Annotated in this window: 19 protein-coding genes and 1 pseudogene; 6 read left to right on the forward strand and 14 right to left on the reverse strand. The window is 47.5% G+C overall.

Annotation, left to right across the window (positions count from 1 at the left end):
- Nucleotides 1-26: 26 nt before the first annotated feature.
- Nucleotides 27-1,934 (reverse strand): FimV/HubP family polar landmark protein, encoded by a 1,908-nt coding sequence (locus ACTHSX_RS04580; RefSeq protein WP_440377019.1) that lies wholly within the window; start codon nt 1,932-1,934, stop codon nt 27-29.
- A 353-nt stretch (nt 1,935-2,287) separates the two neighbouring features.
- Here ACTHSX_RS04580 and ACTHSX_RS04585 point away from each other — a divergent pair, with 353 nt between their 5' ends.
- The 6 genes from ACTHSX_RS04585 to dtd all read left to right on the forward strand — a co-directional run bounded on the left by ACTHSX_RS04585 (nt 2,288) and on the right by dtd (nt 5,671).
- Nucleotides 2,288-2,821 carry a septation protein A gene (locus tag ACTHSX_RS04585; protein WP_003679419.1) on the forward strand — a complete coding sequence of 178 codons (534 nt, stop codon included), beginning with the start codon at nt 2,288-2,290 and terminating at the stop codon, nt 2,819-2,821.
- Nucleotides 2,821-3,111 carry a YciI family protein gene (locus ACTHSX_RS04590; protein ID WP_004519663.1) on the forward strand — a complete coding sequence of 97 codons (291 nt, stop codon included), beginning with the start codon at nt 2,821-2,823 and terminating at the stop codon, nt 3,109-3,111. Before ACTHSX_RS04585 ends, ACTHSX_RS04590 begins: the two co-directional genes overlap by 1 nt.
- Complete coding sequence (locus ACTHSX_RS04595) at nt 3,108-3,380, forward strand: BolA family protein (protein ID WP_250580680.1); 273 nt, start codon at nt 3,108-3,110, stop codon at nt 3,378-3,380. Before ACTHSX_RS04590 ends, ACTHSX_RS04595 begins: the two co-directional genes overlap by 4 nt.
- A gap of 51 nt (nt 3,381-3,431) precedes the next feature.
- Nucleotides 3,432-4,304, forward strand: coding sequence for a peptidylprolyl isomerase (locus ACTHSX_RS04600; RefSeq protein WP_250580681.1), 873 nt, complete (start codon nt 3,432-3,434; stop codon nt 4,302-4,304).
- Nucleotides 4,305-4,348: 44 nt separating this feature from the next.
- Nucleotides 4,349-5,113, forward strand: a complete 765-nt coding sequence (locus ACTHSX_RS04605; RefSeq protein WP_440377018.1) for a peptidyl-prolyl cis-trans isomerase — start codon at nt 4,349-4,351, stop codon at nt 5,111-5,113.
- A gap of 96 nt (nt 5,114-5,209) precedes the next feature.
- On the forward strand, nt 5,210-5,671 hold the full coding sequence (dtd, locus tag ACTHSX_RS04610) for a D-aminoacyl-tRNA deacylase (RefSeq protein WP_188209892.1): 462 nt from the start codon (nt 5,210-5,212) through the stop codon (nt 5,669-5,671).
- A 59-nt stretch (nt 5,672-5,730) separates the two neighbouring features.
- On the opposite strand, the pseudogene ACTHSX_RS04615 reads toward dtd, so the two are convergent.
- The 13 genes and pseudogenes from ACTHSX_RS04615 to hisC form a co-directional block, all read right to left on the reverse strand.
- Nucleotides 5,731-6,072: pseudogene (locus ACTHSX_RS04615) on the reverse strand (gluconokinase, GntK/IdnK-type); the annotation flags it as partial.
- 195 nt (nt 6,073-6,267) lie between these two features.
- Nucleotides 6,268-7,044 carry a twin-arginine translocase subunit TatC gene (gene tatC, locus ACTHSX_RS04620; protein WP_314590231.1) on the reverse strand — a complete coding sequence of 259 codons (777 nt, stop codon included), beginning with the start codon at nt 7,042-7,044 and terminating at the stop codon, nt 6,268-6,270.
- Nucleotides 7,045-7,059: 15 nt separating this feature from the next.
- Complete coding sequence (tatB, locus tag ACTHSX_RS04625; protein WP_440377017.1) at nt 7,060-7,722, reverse strand: Sec-independent protein translocase protein TatB; 663 nt, start codon at nt 7,720-7,722, stop codon at nt 7,060-7,062.
- Between the two features lie 3 nt (nt 7,723-7,725).
- Nucleotides 7,726-7,929, reverse strand: coding sequence for a Sec-independent protein translocase subunit TatA (gene tatA, locus ACTHSX_RS04630; RefSeq protein ID WP_003679438.1), 204 nt, complete (start codon nt 7,927-7,929; stop codon nt 7,726-7,728).
- A gap of 35 nt (nt 7,930-7,964) precedes the next feature.
- On the reverse strand, nt 7,965-8,288 hold the full coding sequence (locus tag ACTHSX_RS04635) for a histidine triad nucleotide-binding protein (protein WP_049329536.1): 324 nt from the start codon (nt 8,286-8,288) through the stop codon (nt 7,965-7,967).
- A 118-nt stretch (nt 8,289-8,406) separates the two neighbouring features.
- The gene (locus ACTHSX_RS04640; protein ID WP_003679440.1) at nt 8,407-8,730 is read right to left on the reverse strand and encodes a phosphoribosyl-ATP diphosphatase; all 324 of its coding nucleotides are present in this window, start codon (nt 8,728-8,730) and stop codon (nt 8,407-8,409) included.
- A 31-nt stretch (nt 8,731-8,761) separates the two neighbouring features.
- A complete protein-coding gene (hisI, locus tag ACTHSX_RS04645) occupies nt 8,762-9,160 on the reverse strand; it encodes a phosphoribosyl-AMP cyclohydrolase (RefSeq protein ID WP_094192905.1) in 399 nt (132 codons plus the stop codon).
- 52 nt (nt 9,161-9,212) lie between these two features.
- Nucleotides 9,213-9,980, reverse strand: coding sequence for an imidazole glycerol phosphate synthase subunit HisF (gene hisF, locus ACTHSX_RS04650; RefSeq protein WP_440377016.1), 768 nt, complete (start codon nt 9,978-9,980; stop codon nt 9,213-9,215).
- A gap of 40 nt (nt 9,981-10,020) precedes the next feature.
- Nucleotides 10,021-10,338: a multidrug transporter MatE gene (locus ACTHSX_RS04655; protein ID WP_440377015.1), complete on the reverse strand. Its 318-nt coding sequence runs from the start codon at nt 10,336-10,338 to the stop codon at nt 10,021-10,023.
- Nucleotides 10,339-10,515: 177 nt separating this feature from the next.
- Entirely contained in the window at nt 10,516-11,253 is a 738-nt protein-coding gene (hisA, locus tag ACTHSX_RS04660; protein WP_440377014.1) for a 1-(5-phosphoribosyl)-5-[(5-phosphoribosylamino)methylideneamino]imidazole-4-carboxamide isomerase, read from the reverse strand.
- Between the two features lie 73 nt (nt 11,254-11,326).
- Nucleotides 11,327-11,971 (reverse strand): imidazole glycerol phosphate synthase subunit HisH, encoded by a 645-nt coding sequence (gene hisH, locus ACTHSX_RS04665; RefSeq protein WP_440377013.1) that lies wholly within the window; start codon nt 11,969-11,971, stop codon nt 11,327-11,329.
- A gap of 168 nt (nt 11,972-12,139) precedes the next feature.
- Nucleotides 12,140-13,096 carry an imidazoleglycerol-phosphate dehydratase HisB gene (gene hisB, locus ACTHSX_RS04670; RefSeq protein ID WP_440377012.1) on the reverse strand — a complete coding sequence of 319 codons (957 nt, stop codon included), beginning with the start codon at nt 13,094-13,096 and terminating at the stop codon, nt 12,140-12,142.
- A 19-nt stretch (nt 13,097-13,115) separates the two neighbouring features.
- Entirely contained in the window at nt 13,116-14,201 is a 1,086-nt protein-coding gene (gene hisC, locus ACTHSX_RS04675) for a histidinol-phosphate transaminase (protein WP_440377011.1), read from the reverse strand.
- Nucleotides 14,202-14,326 lie beyond the last annotated feature (125 nt).

Genomic DNA, 14,326 nt, shown 5'->3' on the forward strand with positions numbered 1-14,326 from the left:
AAACGGCATCTTCATTTGACTGACACTTATGCGCCAAGTTCTTTCATCAGTTTTTGGGCTTTATATAGAATATCGCCTTCAGCTTCTTCAATCAGCCCTTGCAATGTTTCGCGAGCTGCCTCAGGATCACCGATCTCGATATACATCTTGGCCAAATCATATTTAGCCTCGAGCGGAGCAGTCATACCGACTGATTCTGAAACAAAGCCTCTTTCGCTATTGCTTTTATCGGCAGCTACTGAAACATCTTCAGCTTCCCATTCCAATGCACCTTCTTCAATCACAAACTCTGAAGCAGCTTCTTCTTTCTCTGCTTCTTCTTTGGTTTCTTGAATTTGCACGTCCTGATCTTGCTTGACATCGAATGGCGGCACATGGTCGTCTGAATTTTCAGGCGTTTCTACTGTAAACTCTAGCGGCTCTTCATTTCGCTCAGGCATAACAACAGATACCGGCTGATACGGATTCTCCGGCTCAGGCTCGTACACGCTTTCTGTTGATTCGATATTGTCCCAATCCGCATGACGACGTTGCTCTGTTTCTGCATCATGCGTTACCGCACTGGAAAGAATGCCTGCCTGACTATGGTCAATCTTGCCTAAGTCAAGTTTGACATCGTCAACATTGGAAGATTCTTCTACTTCATTGATAACGACATCATCTTCAAAATCATCTTCGACAAGCAAACCTTCTTGAGTTTTTTCAGACGGCGTTACTTTGCTTGCGGCAACCGCAGCGGTGGCTGAAGCAGCAACACTTTTCTGTACAGGCTTTTCTTCATCCTTACGGCTTGCAGACGCGGCTTTCGGCTCGTCTTTACGTTTACCGGCAGCTCTCAACAACAACCAAGCAGCAATAAGGGCTGCGCCGCCTGCCAACAACCATTTCCACAAATTACCATCTGATTCACTCTCTGACGGCTCTGCAGCAGAATCAGTCGTAGCAACAGGTTCCGAAGCCAATACATTCTCTTGATTATCGGAAGCCATAACATCTTGAACATCGGAAGCAGGAGCTGCTGATGCCGCATTTTCATTGACAGCCGCAGATGCTGCTTGCTCTGTTTGCGCAGCTGAAGCTTGTTTCACTTCTTCCTGTTGCGGAGGGTTTGCGCCGGCATCTTTAACCTGAGTTTCAGGCTGAGTAACAGGTTTTTCTGTTTTAGCTTCTGTTGTATTGGTGGCTTCATTGCCTTTTTCCGGCGCCGTATCGGCTTTAACAGGCGAAGAAGCGGCCAAGCGTTGCAACTCGCTACGGCTCGGGATATTCAGCACTTTACCTGCCAACATACGGTTGGCATTGTTATCAATAAACACATCCGGATTGGCATTAACCAACGCTTGAATGGTTTGATCCAAGGTCATACCTTGCGGACGGATGCTCGACGCAATGGCAATCAGGGTTTCACCCGTACGCACCAAATGCTGTCTGCCTGAACGTACGGCCGTATCGTTTTTAGCGGAGGCCGTCTGAACTTGTTTTTTCTCAGCCTTGCGCTGCACATCCTTGCGCGCTTGAGCTGCCTGATTGCCTGCTGCTTTATTGTTTTTTGTTGCAGACTGTTGGGCATTGCGCGTCGGCTCGAAGGATTGAGATTCGGCAGCCTGACGGGTGCGGACGGATGCCGCATCTTTAGCGTCGTATCCGGCCGGATCGATGATGGCAGTGTATTCACGCGATTGCGCACCGACACCTACTTGGAAAACCAAAACAGGATCTTTAATGGCTTTGGAAGAACGAATCGTAACGACTGCCTTATCGCCTGATTTGCGTACTGCCGCGCGCAAATTGCCATTTGAAATAGTAGCCTTGCCGCCGTTAAGCAGAGCCTGGGCTTCCTCGCCTGTTACGGTAATACTGCCTGTAAAAGGCTCACCCAAATGAGATTGAACGTTCAAGCCGCCCAAACCTGCAGAGGCGCTGAGCGATGTCATTAAAGCGATAGAAGCTGTAATTAATTTAATATTGTGATGTTTTTTCAAAACTGATCCCCTGTTCGGAAATTATGGTACTAACCAATGTGCGCGCATTTAACCATATATTTACTAGATATTACGTCATGATATATTTTTAACCCATTCCTGCCAAGCAATAGAGGCTGTTCAGCCTAAAATTCCTTAGCAAATCTATTACTTTTGCATGCTTGTGTTTCTTTTTTACAAATTTCGCCAACCCAAAACAAATATTTCATATAAATATATGTGGTATTGAAGTCATGGGGAAAGGTGCAAAAAAACACATCTCCCTGTATGATTAGCATTTACTCAATTAGTTTCATCATTAACATATGAAGATTTTGAGCGACTTATTCGCTGTATTCTTATTTTTCATCACATACATCATCACCAAAGACATGATTGCCGCAACGACTGTTGCGGTTATCGTCGGCATTGCCCAAGCTGCGCTGACCTTTTGGAAACACCGCAAACTGGACACCATGCAATGGATCAGTCTGATTTTGATTGTCTTTTTTGGCGGTGCAACGATTCTGCTGAAAGACAACCGCTTTATCATGTGGAAACCGACCGTTCTGTTTTGGATCGGAGCGATCGTCATGCTGTTCAGTCACCTTGCCGGTAAAAACGGGCTTAAAGCCGTCATGGGCAAAGAAATGCAGCTCCCTGATTTTGTATGGACACGCCTGACTTATGCATGGATTGGCTTCCTAATTTTTATGGGTGCGGCCAACCTCTTTGTCTTTACGTATTTCCCAGACCAATGGGTCAATTACAAACTGTTCGGCACATTGGGTTTCACAATCATTTTTTCCATCGCACAGGGTATGTATCTGATGCGTTTCCAGCCTAAGGAGGATCAATAATGGAATATTTCATGCTTTTGGCTACTGATGCCGAAGATGTCCACGAAGCACGCATGGCAGCTCGCCCTGCTCATTTAGCACGCTTGGAAGAATTGAAAGCGCAAGGCCGTCTGCTGACTGCCGGCCCCAATCCTCTACCAGACAATCCGGAACGCGTTTCCGGCAGCCTAATCGTGGCTCAATTTGAATCTTTGGACGCTGCACAAGAATGGGCTGAACAAGACCCTTACGTCGATGCCGGCGTATACGCAGAAGTATTGATTAAACCCTTTAAAGCCGTGTTCAAATGAGCAATATGCGTCAAATTATCGAGGAACACCTGCGAACGCTTGAGCCTGAGTTCTTCGATTTTGAAGATGAAAGCCATCTGCACGCCGGCCATGCCGGCAATAAAGGCGGTGGGCATTACGCCATAGTGGTGGTCAGCAACGCATTTGAAAACATTGGCCGCCTCCAGCGGCAACGTATGATTAAGCAGCTTTTGCAGGACTTGTTTTCAGACGGCCTGATTCATGCACTCAGTATTAAAGCGGCCACGCCGGACGAATACTTCCATTAAGATTACTACCCAAACTTTGATTTCTAATCATTAATTTAAAAGAGAAATACGATGAAAAAAACCTACTTTGCTTCAGCCTTGATGCTTGCTCTGACTTCCGGCACCCTGTTTGCCCAAACTTTGGTTACCGTCAACGGTCAAGCCATCGACAGCAGCGTTATCGATGACCAAGTTGCTTCCGTGCGCGCCAGCAACCCGAACGTTCAAGACACGCCTGAATTGCGTCAAATTCTGACTGAACGCCAAGTTATCAGCACTGTGGTTACCCAAGAAGCCAAAAAATTAAAACTGGATCAAAGCGCTGAATTCAAAGCTGCATTGGAGCAAGCGCGTGCCGATGCCGCCAAGCAAGGCGCAGATAAAAAAGCCACATTCAAAACCGAATGGGCAGTTTTCGAAAATGATTTGTTAGGCCAAGCTTTCGCGGCGCATATCGTCCGTCAATATCCTGTTCAAGAAAAAGATGTCAAAGCCGCTTACAACGACTTCAGCAACTTCTATAAAGGTACTCAGGAAGTCCAACTGGGCGAAATCGTAACCGACAGCAGCAGCAATGCCCAAAAAGCCATTGCCGATCTGGATGCGAAAAAAAGCTTTGTTTCGGTATTGAACCAATACTCAATTGACGAAGCGGCCAAAAAAGCCGGCGGTATCCCTAAAGCTTATGTTCCGCTTAAAGATTTGCAAGAATCAGCGCCTCCGCTTTACGCCGCTGTCAAAGACCTGAAAAAAGGTGCGCACACTAAAACGCCACTGCAAAACGGTAATTTGTACGCCGTTTTCTACGTCAATGACCGCCGTAACGTTACCGTACCTTCTTACGAAGCCTCTAAAAACGAGATTGGCAACGACTTACAGGCAGCCCGTGTTGATGCGGCCATTCAATCATTACTGAAAAAAGCCAGCATTAAAGTCAACAAATAATATAACGTGCCCGCCGTGATGGCGGCGGGTAATAAGGAACTCACATGAACATCAAGCCCAAAACTGCCGTTTTGGCTATCCTCGCCCTATCAACCGTCGGCTTGGCAACTGCCAAAGCACCTGAAATCGATCCCGCCCGTATCGACAGCATGGTCGCCGAAGTATTGAGACAAGCCGATCAACATCCCAACCAGACTGCCAAACCCGATGGCCAGGCAATCCGCAAAGATGTGGTTACACGTTTGCAGACTTTGGAAGTTTTGAAAAATGAAGCCATCAAGGCTGGTTTGGACAAAGATGCGGAAGTGCAAAATCAGTTAAAAAACGTCGAAGCTGAATTCTATGCCAACCAATACGCTGCTTATCTAGAACGCCAAACCGCGGTTAACGATGCCGAGTTGCGCCGTTTCTACGACCAGCAAACACGCATTATCAAGCTGCAACAAGTCAGCTTTGCTTCAGCCGACGAAGTACGCGCCGCACAAGAACTGCTGCTCAAAGGCTTATCATTTGAAGAGCTGATGAAACGCTATCCCAACCCCGAACAGGAGTTCGACGGTTTCATCTCTCCGCAGCAGCTCTCTCCTCAACTGACTACCGCTTTTGCCGACATGAACCGAGGCGATGTAACGCATGAGCCGATTCAAATAGAAAACCGTTTTTATCTGTTTAAACTCAGTGCAGTAGAACGCGATCCCAATGCCGAACCTTTCGAGTTGGTGCGCAATCAGCTTGCCCAAGCCGTTAAACGACAAAAAGTCGAAAATCAGATCGAACGTATCTTGAAAGAAAACGGCATTAATCCGTAAATTGATTCAATGGTTTCAGGCCGTCTGAAACTATATTTAAACCCAGAGGGCGTATCTTACGCCCTTTTTTACAACTCCTTTTATTCACACAAGATTATGCGCGCTGTTATCCAAAAAGTTACCCAAGCCAAAGTTGACGTTTTGTCCGAAGATTCCCACGAAACCTGCGGCGAAATCAACAACGGATTTATGATATTGCTCGGCGTTACCCACACCGATACAGAAGCGGACGCCAAATACATTGCGGATAAAACCGCCAACCTACGCATCTTTGAAGACGAAAACGGCAAATTAAATTTATCGCTCAAAGATGTTGGCGGCTCGATATTACTGGTTTCCCAGTTTACCCTTTACGCCGATGCGCGCAGCGGCCGCCGCCCATCTTTCTCCAATGCCGCACCCGCAGAACAAGCGGATAAACTTTATCAATACACCGCACAACTTCTACGCGAACATGGATTGACAGTCGAAACCGGCAGATTCCAAACCCATATGCAGGTTTCCCTTTGCAATGACGGGCCGGTTACCTTATTGCTTGATTCGCAAAAAACATTCTAAATCCCATCAAAAAAGGCCGTCTGAAATCTTTCAGACGGCCTTTCCATTTCTGATCATGACTAAATCAAGCCTTGCGCTTTCACCCAGTTCACAATATCTGCCTCAACGGCTTCAGGCGAACCCGGATTGTCGATTTTGACACCGTACTCATCAGCACTCAGCTCTTCCAAAATCTCCAGCTGAGAATCCAGCATTCCGGCTTTCATATAATGCCCCTGACGCGACAGCATACGCTCAAGATTGATTGCTTGAGGCGGAGTCAGATGGATAAAAGCCACCTTCCCTTCTGCGCCACGCAGAATATCGCGGTATTGGCGTTTGAGTGCAGAACAAGTAACAATGGAATATTTTTCCCCATTTTTTGCCCGCGCCGTCATCCAGTCACGTAAATTGCCCAGCCAGACGCATGAGAAACTGTTACGCATTACTGCTTCGATTTCGGCAAAATTCTCGATCGAAATTTTTAGTCACATCAAAAGAATCTGGGGCGGTAATGTTTTACGATTCCCCGAACATTCATCATACTTTTTCTTAAAAACTCTGAAAGTGCCATGATACAAAGGCCGTCTGAAAAATTCTTCAGACGGCCTTGATTCTTAAACTTCTGCCGGTGGTTGCGGTGTATCTTCATCTTCCTGCTGCGTTTTCACTTTAGCAAAGCGGCTGAACCAAATACCTGCTTCGTAGAGCAGAATCAGCGGAACGGCAAGCAGGGTTTGAGAAATTACGTCAGGCGGCGTGATGATTGCGGCCACGATAAACGCACCCACGATAACATACGGACGGGCGTTCTTAAGCTGAGCAGTCGAAACAATGCCCATTTTGGCAAGCAACACCACAACAACAGGCACTTCAAACGTCGTACCGAATGCGACAAACATGCCCAAAATAAAGGACAGGTATTTGTCGATGTCGGTCGCCATATTGACGCCGACAGGGGTTACACCGGCCAAGAATTTGAAAATAACGGGAAACACCAGAAAATAAGCAAACGCCATACCGACGAAGAAAAGCGTTACGCTGGATAACACCAGCGGCGTAATCAAACGCTTTTCGTTTTGGTATAAGGCCGGGGCGACAAACGCCCAGACTTGATACAGCGTGTGCGGCAAGGACAGCAGAAACGCCGCCATCAAGGTAACCTTCACCGGCACAAAAAACGGCGCGATCACATCGGTCGCAATCATGCTGGTATCTTTAGGCAGATTGGCCATCAATGGTTCGGCAACAAAAGTATAGAGCTGCTGGGCAAACGGCATCATGCCCAAGAAGCAGACGACGATGCCGATGACGATCCACATCATGCGGCGGCGCAGCTCGAGAAGATGCTCGATAAGCGGTTGGACGGGTTGTTCGTGTTGAGGTTCGGACACCGGTTGACTCACTTTTTACTTACGGACGCGCAGTTTGGGTTTGGCGTGGAATTTCGGACGCATATCGCGCTTGCGGCTCATCGCCTGCTTACGCAGAGATGTCGTATGCAGTGGAGGAACATCGGCGGCAGGAGCTTCGACATAGCTGACTTCGACCGCCGGAGCGGGGGAAACCGATGTGGTCAAATACTCACGCCAAGCGCGGTCTTGCTCGGACTCGGCATTTTCAGCCCCGACAGGCTCTTGAGTTTGCGCTGCCCCACCCTCTTCAGGAACTTGGGCCGCACTTTCATTTTCAGTGCTGCTTGAAGCCAAATCAGGCAGAGGATTGCCAAACTCGTCCACGCCAAAATCAGCTGGCGTTTTTTGTTCGGGCAGGCGCTCCCAAGGCTTGAGGCCGTCTGAAATATCATTCAGATTTTTTTGTGCATCGTTGCCCAAGTCTTTGATACCGTCGCGAAACTCAGATGCGGCGGTTTCAAATTCCTGCTTTACCTTGCGCAATTCGTCCAACTCAGCCTGAGTGTTAAGCTCCTGCTTGACGTTATTGACGAATCCTTGCAATTTGCCGACCAAACGACCGGCCGTGCGCGCGGCTTGCGGCAGACGTTCGGGGCCAAGCACTATCAGGGCGACAACGCCGACCAGCAGCAATTCGCCCAAACCGAAATCAAACATGGATTATGCTTTGTCTTCGTCTTTTTTGTGTTCGATGACTTCGTCTTTTTTAGCATCTTTGCCGTCTGTACCTTCGTTCAGGCCTTGTTTGAAGTCATGCACCGCACCGCCGAGGTCTTTGCCGACGTTGCGCAATTTTTTGGTACCGAATACCAAAACGACGATAATCAGTACGATAATCCAGTGCCAGAGAGAGAAGCTACCCATGATAAATCCTTGAATTTGTTAAAAATAGATAATAGTTATGCAGGCGTGCCCATGATATGGATATGCAGGTGGAAGACTTCTTGTCCACCGCCTTTGCCTGTGTTGATCAGGGTTTTGAAACCGTCGGTCAAACCTGCCTCATGGGCGATTTGAGGAACTTTCAACATCATTTTGCCCAACAGGGTTTGATGTTCGGCGGTTGCGTGTGCCAGTGAATCGAAGTGCACTTTCGGAATCAGCAGCAGATGCACCGGCGCGGCAGGACGGATGTCTTTGAAACAAAGCATCTCATCATCTTCGTAAACGGTTTGTGCCGGAATATCTTTGGTTGCGATTTTGCAGAAAATACAATTATCCATAATGGCTCCAATGGCCGTCTGAAAACGGGCGTAACGGGTTTCGGCCAAAAAAGGGAAATCGTTTTTGCCCCAAGAGACGGATTCTGAAACAGGTCAAATACGGGATTGTAATATAAATTCAAGATTCTTTGCGAGAAGCTTTTTCCACTAATCCCGACAAACCTTGACGGCGCGCAAGCTCGTTGACCACATCTTCGGCGCGCAATCCGTGATGCGCCAATAAAACCATGGTATGAAACCACAAATCCGCCACTTCGTAAACCAAATGTTCGCCACCGCCATCTTTAGAGGCCATCAAGGTTTCACCCGCTTCCTCGATGACTTTTTTCAAAATCTTGTCTTCGCCTTTGTGCAAAAGTTGGGCAACGTAAGAAGCATCGGGATCGCCGCCTTTGCGCGAATCGATGACGTTTTGGATTTGGGTAAGGATGGTATCGGTCATGGTCGGTTTCTCTTATTTCTTTCAGACGGCCTTAAGGATGTTTATGTCCGTAAATTGCTTCTTCGTTTTTCAACACGGCATCCACTGTCTGCCATGCGCCGTCTTGCCAAACTTTGTAAAAACAGCTTTCGCGCCCAGTATGACAGGCAATGCCGCCGTTTTGTTCAATCAGCATGACCACTGCGTCGCCATCGCAATCTAGGCGCAATTCGTGTACTTTTTGCGTATGTCCGGACTCTTCGCCCTTCATCCATTGTTTTTGGCGGGAACGGCTGTAATAGTGGGCAAAACCGGTTTCTACGGTTTTTTGCAGGGCCTCGGCGTTCATCCAGGCAACCATCAGCACACGGTGTGTCTGCCAATCTTGAGCAATCGCGCAAACCAAACCTTTTTCATCAAATTTTACGGCATTCAGCAGCGTTTTGTTTATGTTCGACATTCGCGTCTTTCTCCCATATTTTCAGACGGCCTTTGGATAGCAATCACAAACGCACTTCAATTCCTGCTTCACGCATGGCCAGTTTCGCTTCGCGGATACTCGCTTCGCCAAAGTGGAAAATACTGGCGGCCAATACCGCATCTGCTTTTCCTTCTTTAATACCGTCCACCAAATGCTGAACCGAACCGACGCCGCCGGAAGCAATGACCGGAATATCCACCGCCTCGCTGACCGCGCGCGTTAAAGGCAGGTTAAAACCTTGCTTGGTGCCGTCCCGATCCATACTGGTCAGCAAAATCTCGCCCGCACCGCGCCGCTGCATTTCGACAGCCCATTCCACCGCGTCCAAACCGGTCGGATTACGTCCGCCGTGGGTAAAGATTTCCCAACGGGTGTTTCCGGGGTTGACCGCTTTGGCATCCACGGCAACAACAATCGCTTGCGAACCAAAAAAACCGGCCGCTTCGTTTACCAGATCAGGATTGGTTACAGCGGCCGTATTGATGCTGGCCTTATCGGCACCGGCATTAAGCAGACGACGGATATCGGCAACCGTACGCACGCCGCCGCCGACGGTTAATGGAATAAAAACCTGTGATGCGACTGCCTCAATGACGTGCAAAATAGTATCGCGATTATCACTGGAAGCGGTGATGTCCAAAAAGGTCAACTCATCCGCGCCTTCATCGTTATAGCGTTTGGCAACGTCAACCGGATTGCCTGCATCGCGCAAACCCAAAAAGTTGACACCTTTTACCACGCGGCCGTCTTTTACATCCAGACAGGGAATAATTCGTTTTGCCAATGCCATACCCAATACCTCTTATCCGCTCTCAGGCCGTCTGAAACCGTCAGGCCAAAAATTTGCTCAACCAATCCGGCAAATGTTGCAACAGCTGAAAATAACCAATCCCCGCTATCATCGCCAAAACACAGGAAATAATGAAATTGCTGTCGATGCGGCCGACTATGGAAAAAATCAAACCGGCAAATGCCCACACTATCCCATTGAAAATCATCCAATAGGTATCGATAATCGGCAAATCAAACACCGTCAGCTGTCGCAGTATCACTGCAATCAGTGTAAACCACAAACTTTCGCTTAGCGGATACACTTCGCGATCGGATGACCAGATAATCCAAAAACCCAAAACAAACGCTTCAAGCATACCAATCCCTTAATAAAATAAGATATTGAGTGAGTTGTTTTTTATAATTATTTCAGACAGATTTTAAGTCTAAGGACTTTGCAAAATGCCGCTTTTGAAGGTATTTTCAGCTATACGCCAACTCCTGCGCTGTTACCCCTTGCAAAGCCCTAATCTGCATAATTAAACGCACTTAGATCAAGCCAAAGAATCGGCCAGTTTTTGCGCCTGTGCGAAATCAATACTTCCCTCATAAATTGCACGGCCGGTAATTGCACCGCTCACGCCTTCGTTTTCAACGGCACACAATGCACGGATATCATCCAAATTCGTCAAACCGCCGGAAGCGATAATCGGAATATTCACGGATTGAGCCAATTTGACGGTAGCTTCGATATTCACCCCGCTCATCATGCCGTCGCGACCAATATCGGTATAAATAATGCTGTTGACACCATCGTCTTCAAAACGCTTGGCCAAATCGACGACATGGTGCTCCGTTACCGTTGCCCAACCGTCTATCGCCACCATCCCGTCTTTGGCATCCAAGCCGACGATAATCTGACCCGGAAATGCCTTACATGCTTCGCGCACAAATTCAGGATTTTTTACCGCGGCCGTACCGATAATCACATCGGTCAGCCCCAAATCCAAATATTTTTCGATGATTCCCAAATCACGGATACCGCCGCCAAGCTGTACCGGAATATCTTTAGCCACGGCGGCCAAAATTTCTTTAATTGCCGGAAAATTTTGAGGAACGCCTGCAAATGCACCGTCCAAATCAACCAAATGCAAACGGCGTGCGCCTTGATTGCGCCAATGCAAAGCCATCTCGGCCGGCGAATCGGAAAACACCGTCGCCTGCTCCATCAAACCTTGTTTTAAGCGGACACAACGTCCTTCTTTTAAATCAATGGCAGGTATCAACAGCATTTTTTTCTCCTCTATTCAGTTTCAGTATATTTTACACAAATTAGCGATTTTTAGCAGATTTATGTTAAAAACCTCAAATCTGCCAATTTAAAAAATTCCGCAGCAGCAATAATCCTGCCTGATGGCTTTTTTCCGTGTGAAACTGTGTGGCAAACACATTGTCTTGACCGACAATGCAGGCAAATTCATTCGGGTATTCGCTGACGCCTAAAACAATCTCTTCATTTTTCGGCGCAAAATAATAGCTGTGAACAAAATAAAAATACTCGTTCTGCCCAATGTCTTGAAATAAAGGATGCGGGCGGGTTTGACGTACCGTATTCCAGCCCATATGCGGCACTTTCAGACGGCCTCCTTGCGCATCGGTCTGATTGGGCAAAAACCGTTTTACTTGGCCTTCAAACCAACCCAAACCATCTGTATCGCCTTCTTCGCTGTGTTCAAACAATAATTGCGCACCTACGCAAATTCCAAAAAACGGCTTGTTTTTCAGGCCGTCTGAAACCGCCTCGCCCAAACCGCTGGCCTTCAGCGCAGACATACAGTCCGGCATGGCGCCCTGCCCCGGAAAGATAACCTTATCCGCCGCCATCACTTCTTCGGGTTGCGAAGTCAGATAAACCTCGGCATTTTGCTTGGATAAGACCTGCGCCGCCTGAACGGATTTCAACACTGAATGCAGGTTTCCCATTCCATAATCGACAATCGCTACTTTCATTGCTTCTCCTCAGGCCGTCTGAACCATTTAATGATTAATATAATAATAAGAATGATTGTAGCAAAAGATGGTTTAAAACAAAATATTGCCACTATACAAAACGAATAATAAAAGGCCGTCTGAAATCCCAATCGATTTCAGACGGCCTTTATCCATTCAAACGCTGCCTTATTCTTCTGATGCGGCTTCTGCTTCTTCTTGAACAGATTCTTCGCTCAGCGTGCCTTTGGTAGAAGGCGTTTGACCAATCATGCGCGGATCGTATTCCACTGCCATGCGCAGGGCGCGGCCGAAGGCTTTGAAAACGGTCTCGGCTTGATGGTGCGCATTACGGCCGCTCAAGTTATCGATGTGCAAGGTCATCATGCTGTGGTTCACAAGGCCGTGGAAAAATTCTTCAAACAAATCGACGTCAAAACGGCCGATCAGGGCGCGGGTAAAGTCGATGTTGTATACCAAACCGGGGCGGCCGGAAAGGTCGATGACCACACGGCTCAATGCTTCATCCAGCGGAACATAGGCATGGCCGTAACGGGTAATGCCGGCTTTGTTGCCAAGCACTTGTTTCAGGGCTTGACCCAATACGATACCGATGTCTTCAACGGTGTGATGGTCGTCAATGTGCAAATCGCCTTTGCAGGTAATATCCAAGTCAATCAAACCGTGACGTGCTACTTGGGCAAGCATATGCTCAAGGAAAGGGACACCGATGTCAAAGCGGTATTTGCCAGTACCGTCAAGATTGAGGCTGACGGTGATTTGGGTTTCGCTGGTATTGCGGGTAACGGTAACAAAACGGCCCTCGGTCGAAACACCGGCATCTGCCGCTTCGGCGGTTTGTTTTTCCAAACGCGCCACTTCAACCGCTGCTGCTTTTTCTTGGTCTTTGCTGTGATCACGGTTCAGCCAGCCTTTGCGTTTGTGCATGCCGGACTCCAACTTCGCAGCCAGGCTCGGACGGATGCCGCGCGCAGACTCGTCGCCTGCTTGTTGTTCCAAACGGCGTTTGAGCTGAGACAGGGAGGCGGAGTTTTCATAACCGCATGCGCGTGCAAGCTTGGTTAATGAGCCGGCTTCTTCAACCAGTAACAGAAAGTTGGTCAAATGCAGTTGAGCTTTGTTCATAATGGTAGTTTCCTTGAAATCAAAGATTGGGGTAAAGGTTTTTAATAACGGCCAAGACGGCATCATTTTGCGCTGCCGAGCCTATGGTTATGCGGACACACTGATCCAAAAGCGGATGGCTTCCATGCAGTTTTTTAATCAGTATGCGGTTTTGCTTCAATGTTTCAAACAGCCCGTCCGCATCAGGAACGCGAACGGTGATAAAGTTGGCTTCGCTTGGGAAAACTTGCAAACGGTTTAATTTCAACAATTCATTCATTACGCGCGAACGCTCATTTTTCAATGTATCAATGTTTTGCTGAATAATTGGATGATGTTTCAATGAGAATTTCGCCGCCGCCAAGCTTAATTGATTCATATTGTAAGGAGGTAGGATTTTGGCCAGCTCTCCAATAATGCCCGGGCTTGCCGCCGCATACCCCATCCGCAATCCGGCAAAGCCGATTTTGCTGATGGTACGCATTACGACCAGATTTTCAACTTCTCCCGCCCACGGAAGGAAACTGTCATGATGAAACGCGCCATATGCCTCATCAACAACCACAATGCCGGTTGCCGCGCGAACAACCGCCTCTACTTCTTCTCGTTTAAAGCACACACCGGTAGGGTTATTAGGATAGGCAATAAAAATTAATGACGGCTGATGTTGCTCAATCGCGGACAAAACGGCAGGAAGATTTAAAGTGAAGTCCGGATTTAAGGGAACGCCGACATATTCCATGCCATAAAGCGCGGCATTATGACGATACATAACAAAACTTGGCTCGATACCCAATACACACGCATTAGGTTTGGCAACCAGCATGGTCAAAAACTGGATAAGCTCGTCGGAGCCGTTGCCCAATGCGATTTCCGCCTTGCCGGGAATACCGAAGACTTCCCTTAATTCTTCATAAATCCCGCTCTTGGCTGTATGAGGATACAAATGAATCGGGGCTTCTTTTACTATATCCGCCCATTCTGACAACAAAGATTCATATCCGGCGAAAGGATGATGCGGACACTCCATGGCGTCCAACTTAATAAAACCTTCCGGCAAATCGGCAACCTGATAGGCTGTCATTACTTTAATATCATCACGGATAATATCAGCAACGCGATTCATGGTTTTCTATCCTCCTGAGATAAAGCGTCTATAATAATAGCACAATCTTTATTTGATAAATATATTAATAAGACTATAAAACAGGATAAAGTTTCATTAATTTAAAGAAAAACAATAAATTCTTT

The organism is Neisseria sp. P0014.S002 (assembly GCF_051958295.1).
GTDB lineage: Bacteria > Pseudomonadota > Gammaproteobacteria > Burkholderiales > Neisseriaceae > Neisseria > Neisseria flavescens_B.

What these genes read in the sequence shown, in the direction of transcription:
- ACTHSX_RS04580 (WP_440377019.1), bottom strand. Translation starts at nt 1,934, where the DNA reads ATGACATCGCTCAGCGCCTCTGCAGGTTTGGGCGGCTTGAACGTTCAA.
- ACTHSX_RS04585 (WP_003679419.1), top strand. Translation starts at nt 2,288, where the DNA reads ATGAAGATTTTGAGCGACTTATTCGCTGTATTCTTATTTTTCATCACA.
- ACTHSX_RS04590 (WP_004519663.1), top strand. Translation starts at nt 2,821, where the DNA reads ATGGAATATTTCATGCTTTTGGCTACTGATGCCGAAGATGTCCACGAA.
- ACTHSX_RS04595 (WP_250580680.1), top strand. Translation starts at nt 3,108, where the DNA reads ATGAGCAATATGCGTCAAATTATCGAGGAACACCTGCGAACGCTTGAG.
- ACTHSX_RS04600 (WP_250580681.1), top strand. Translation starts at nt 3,432, where the DNA reads ATGAAAAAAACCTACTTTGCTTCAGCCTTGATGCTTGCTCTGACTTCC.
- ACTHSX_RS04605 (WP_440377018.1), top strand. Translation starts at nt 4,349, where the DNA reads ATGAACATCAAGCCCAAAACTGCCGTTTTGGCTATCCTCGCCCTATCA.
- dtd (WP_188209892.1), top strand. Translation starts at nt 5,210, where the DNA reads ATGCGCGCTGTTATCCAAAAAGTTACCCAAGCCAAAGTTGACGTTTTG.
- tatB (WP_440377017.1), bottom strand. Translation starts at nt 7,722, where the DNA reads ATGTTTGATTTCGGTTTGGGCGAATTGCTGCTGGTCGGCGTTGTCGCC.
- tatA (WP_003679438.1), bottom strand. Translation starts at nt 7,929, where the DNA reads ATGGGTAGCTTCTCTCTCTGGCACTGGATTATCGTACTGATTATCGTC.
- ACTHSX_RS04635 (WP_049329536.1), bottom strand. Translation starts at nt 8,288, where the DNA reads ATGGATAATTGTATTTTCTGCAAAATCGCAACCAAAGATATTCCGGCA.
- ACTHSX_RS04640 (WP_003679440.1), bottom strand. Translation starts at nt 8,730, where the DNA reads ATGACCGATACCATCCTTACCCAAATCCAAAACGTCATCGATTCGCGC.
- hisF (WP_440377016.1), bottom strand. Translation starts at nt 9,980, where the DNA reads ATGGCATTGGCAAAACGAATTATTCCCTGTCTGGATGTAAAAGACGGC.
- ACTHSX_RS04655 (WP_440377015.1), bottom strand. Translation starts at nt 10,338, where the DNA reads ATGCTTGAAGCGTTTGTTTTGGGTTTTTGGATTATCTGGTCATCCGAT.
- hisA (WP_440377014.1), bottom strand. Translation starts at nt 11,253, where the DNA reads ATGCTGTTGATACCTGCCATTGATTTAAAAGAAGGACGTTGTGTCCGC.
- hisH (WP_440377013.1), bottom strand. Translation starts at nt 11,971, where the DNA reads ATGAAAGTAGCGATTGTCGATTATGGAATGGGAAACCTGCATTCAGTG.
- hisB (WP_440377012.1), bottom strand. Translation starts at nt 13,096, where the DNA reads ATGAACAAAGCTCAACTGCATTTGACCAACTTTCTGTTACTGGTTGAA.
- hisC (WP_440377011.1), bottom strand. Translation starts at nt 14,201, where the DNA reads ATGAATCGCGTTGCTGATATTATCCGTGATGATATTAAAGTAATGACA.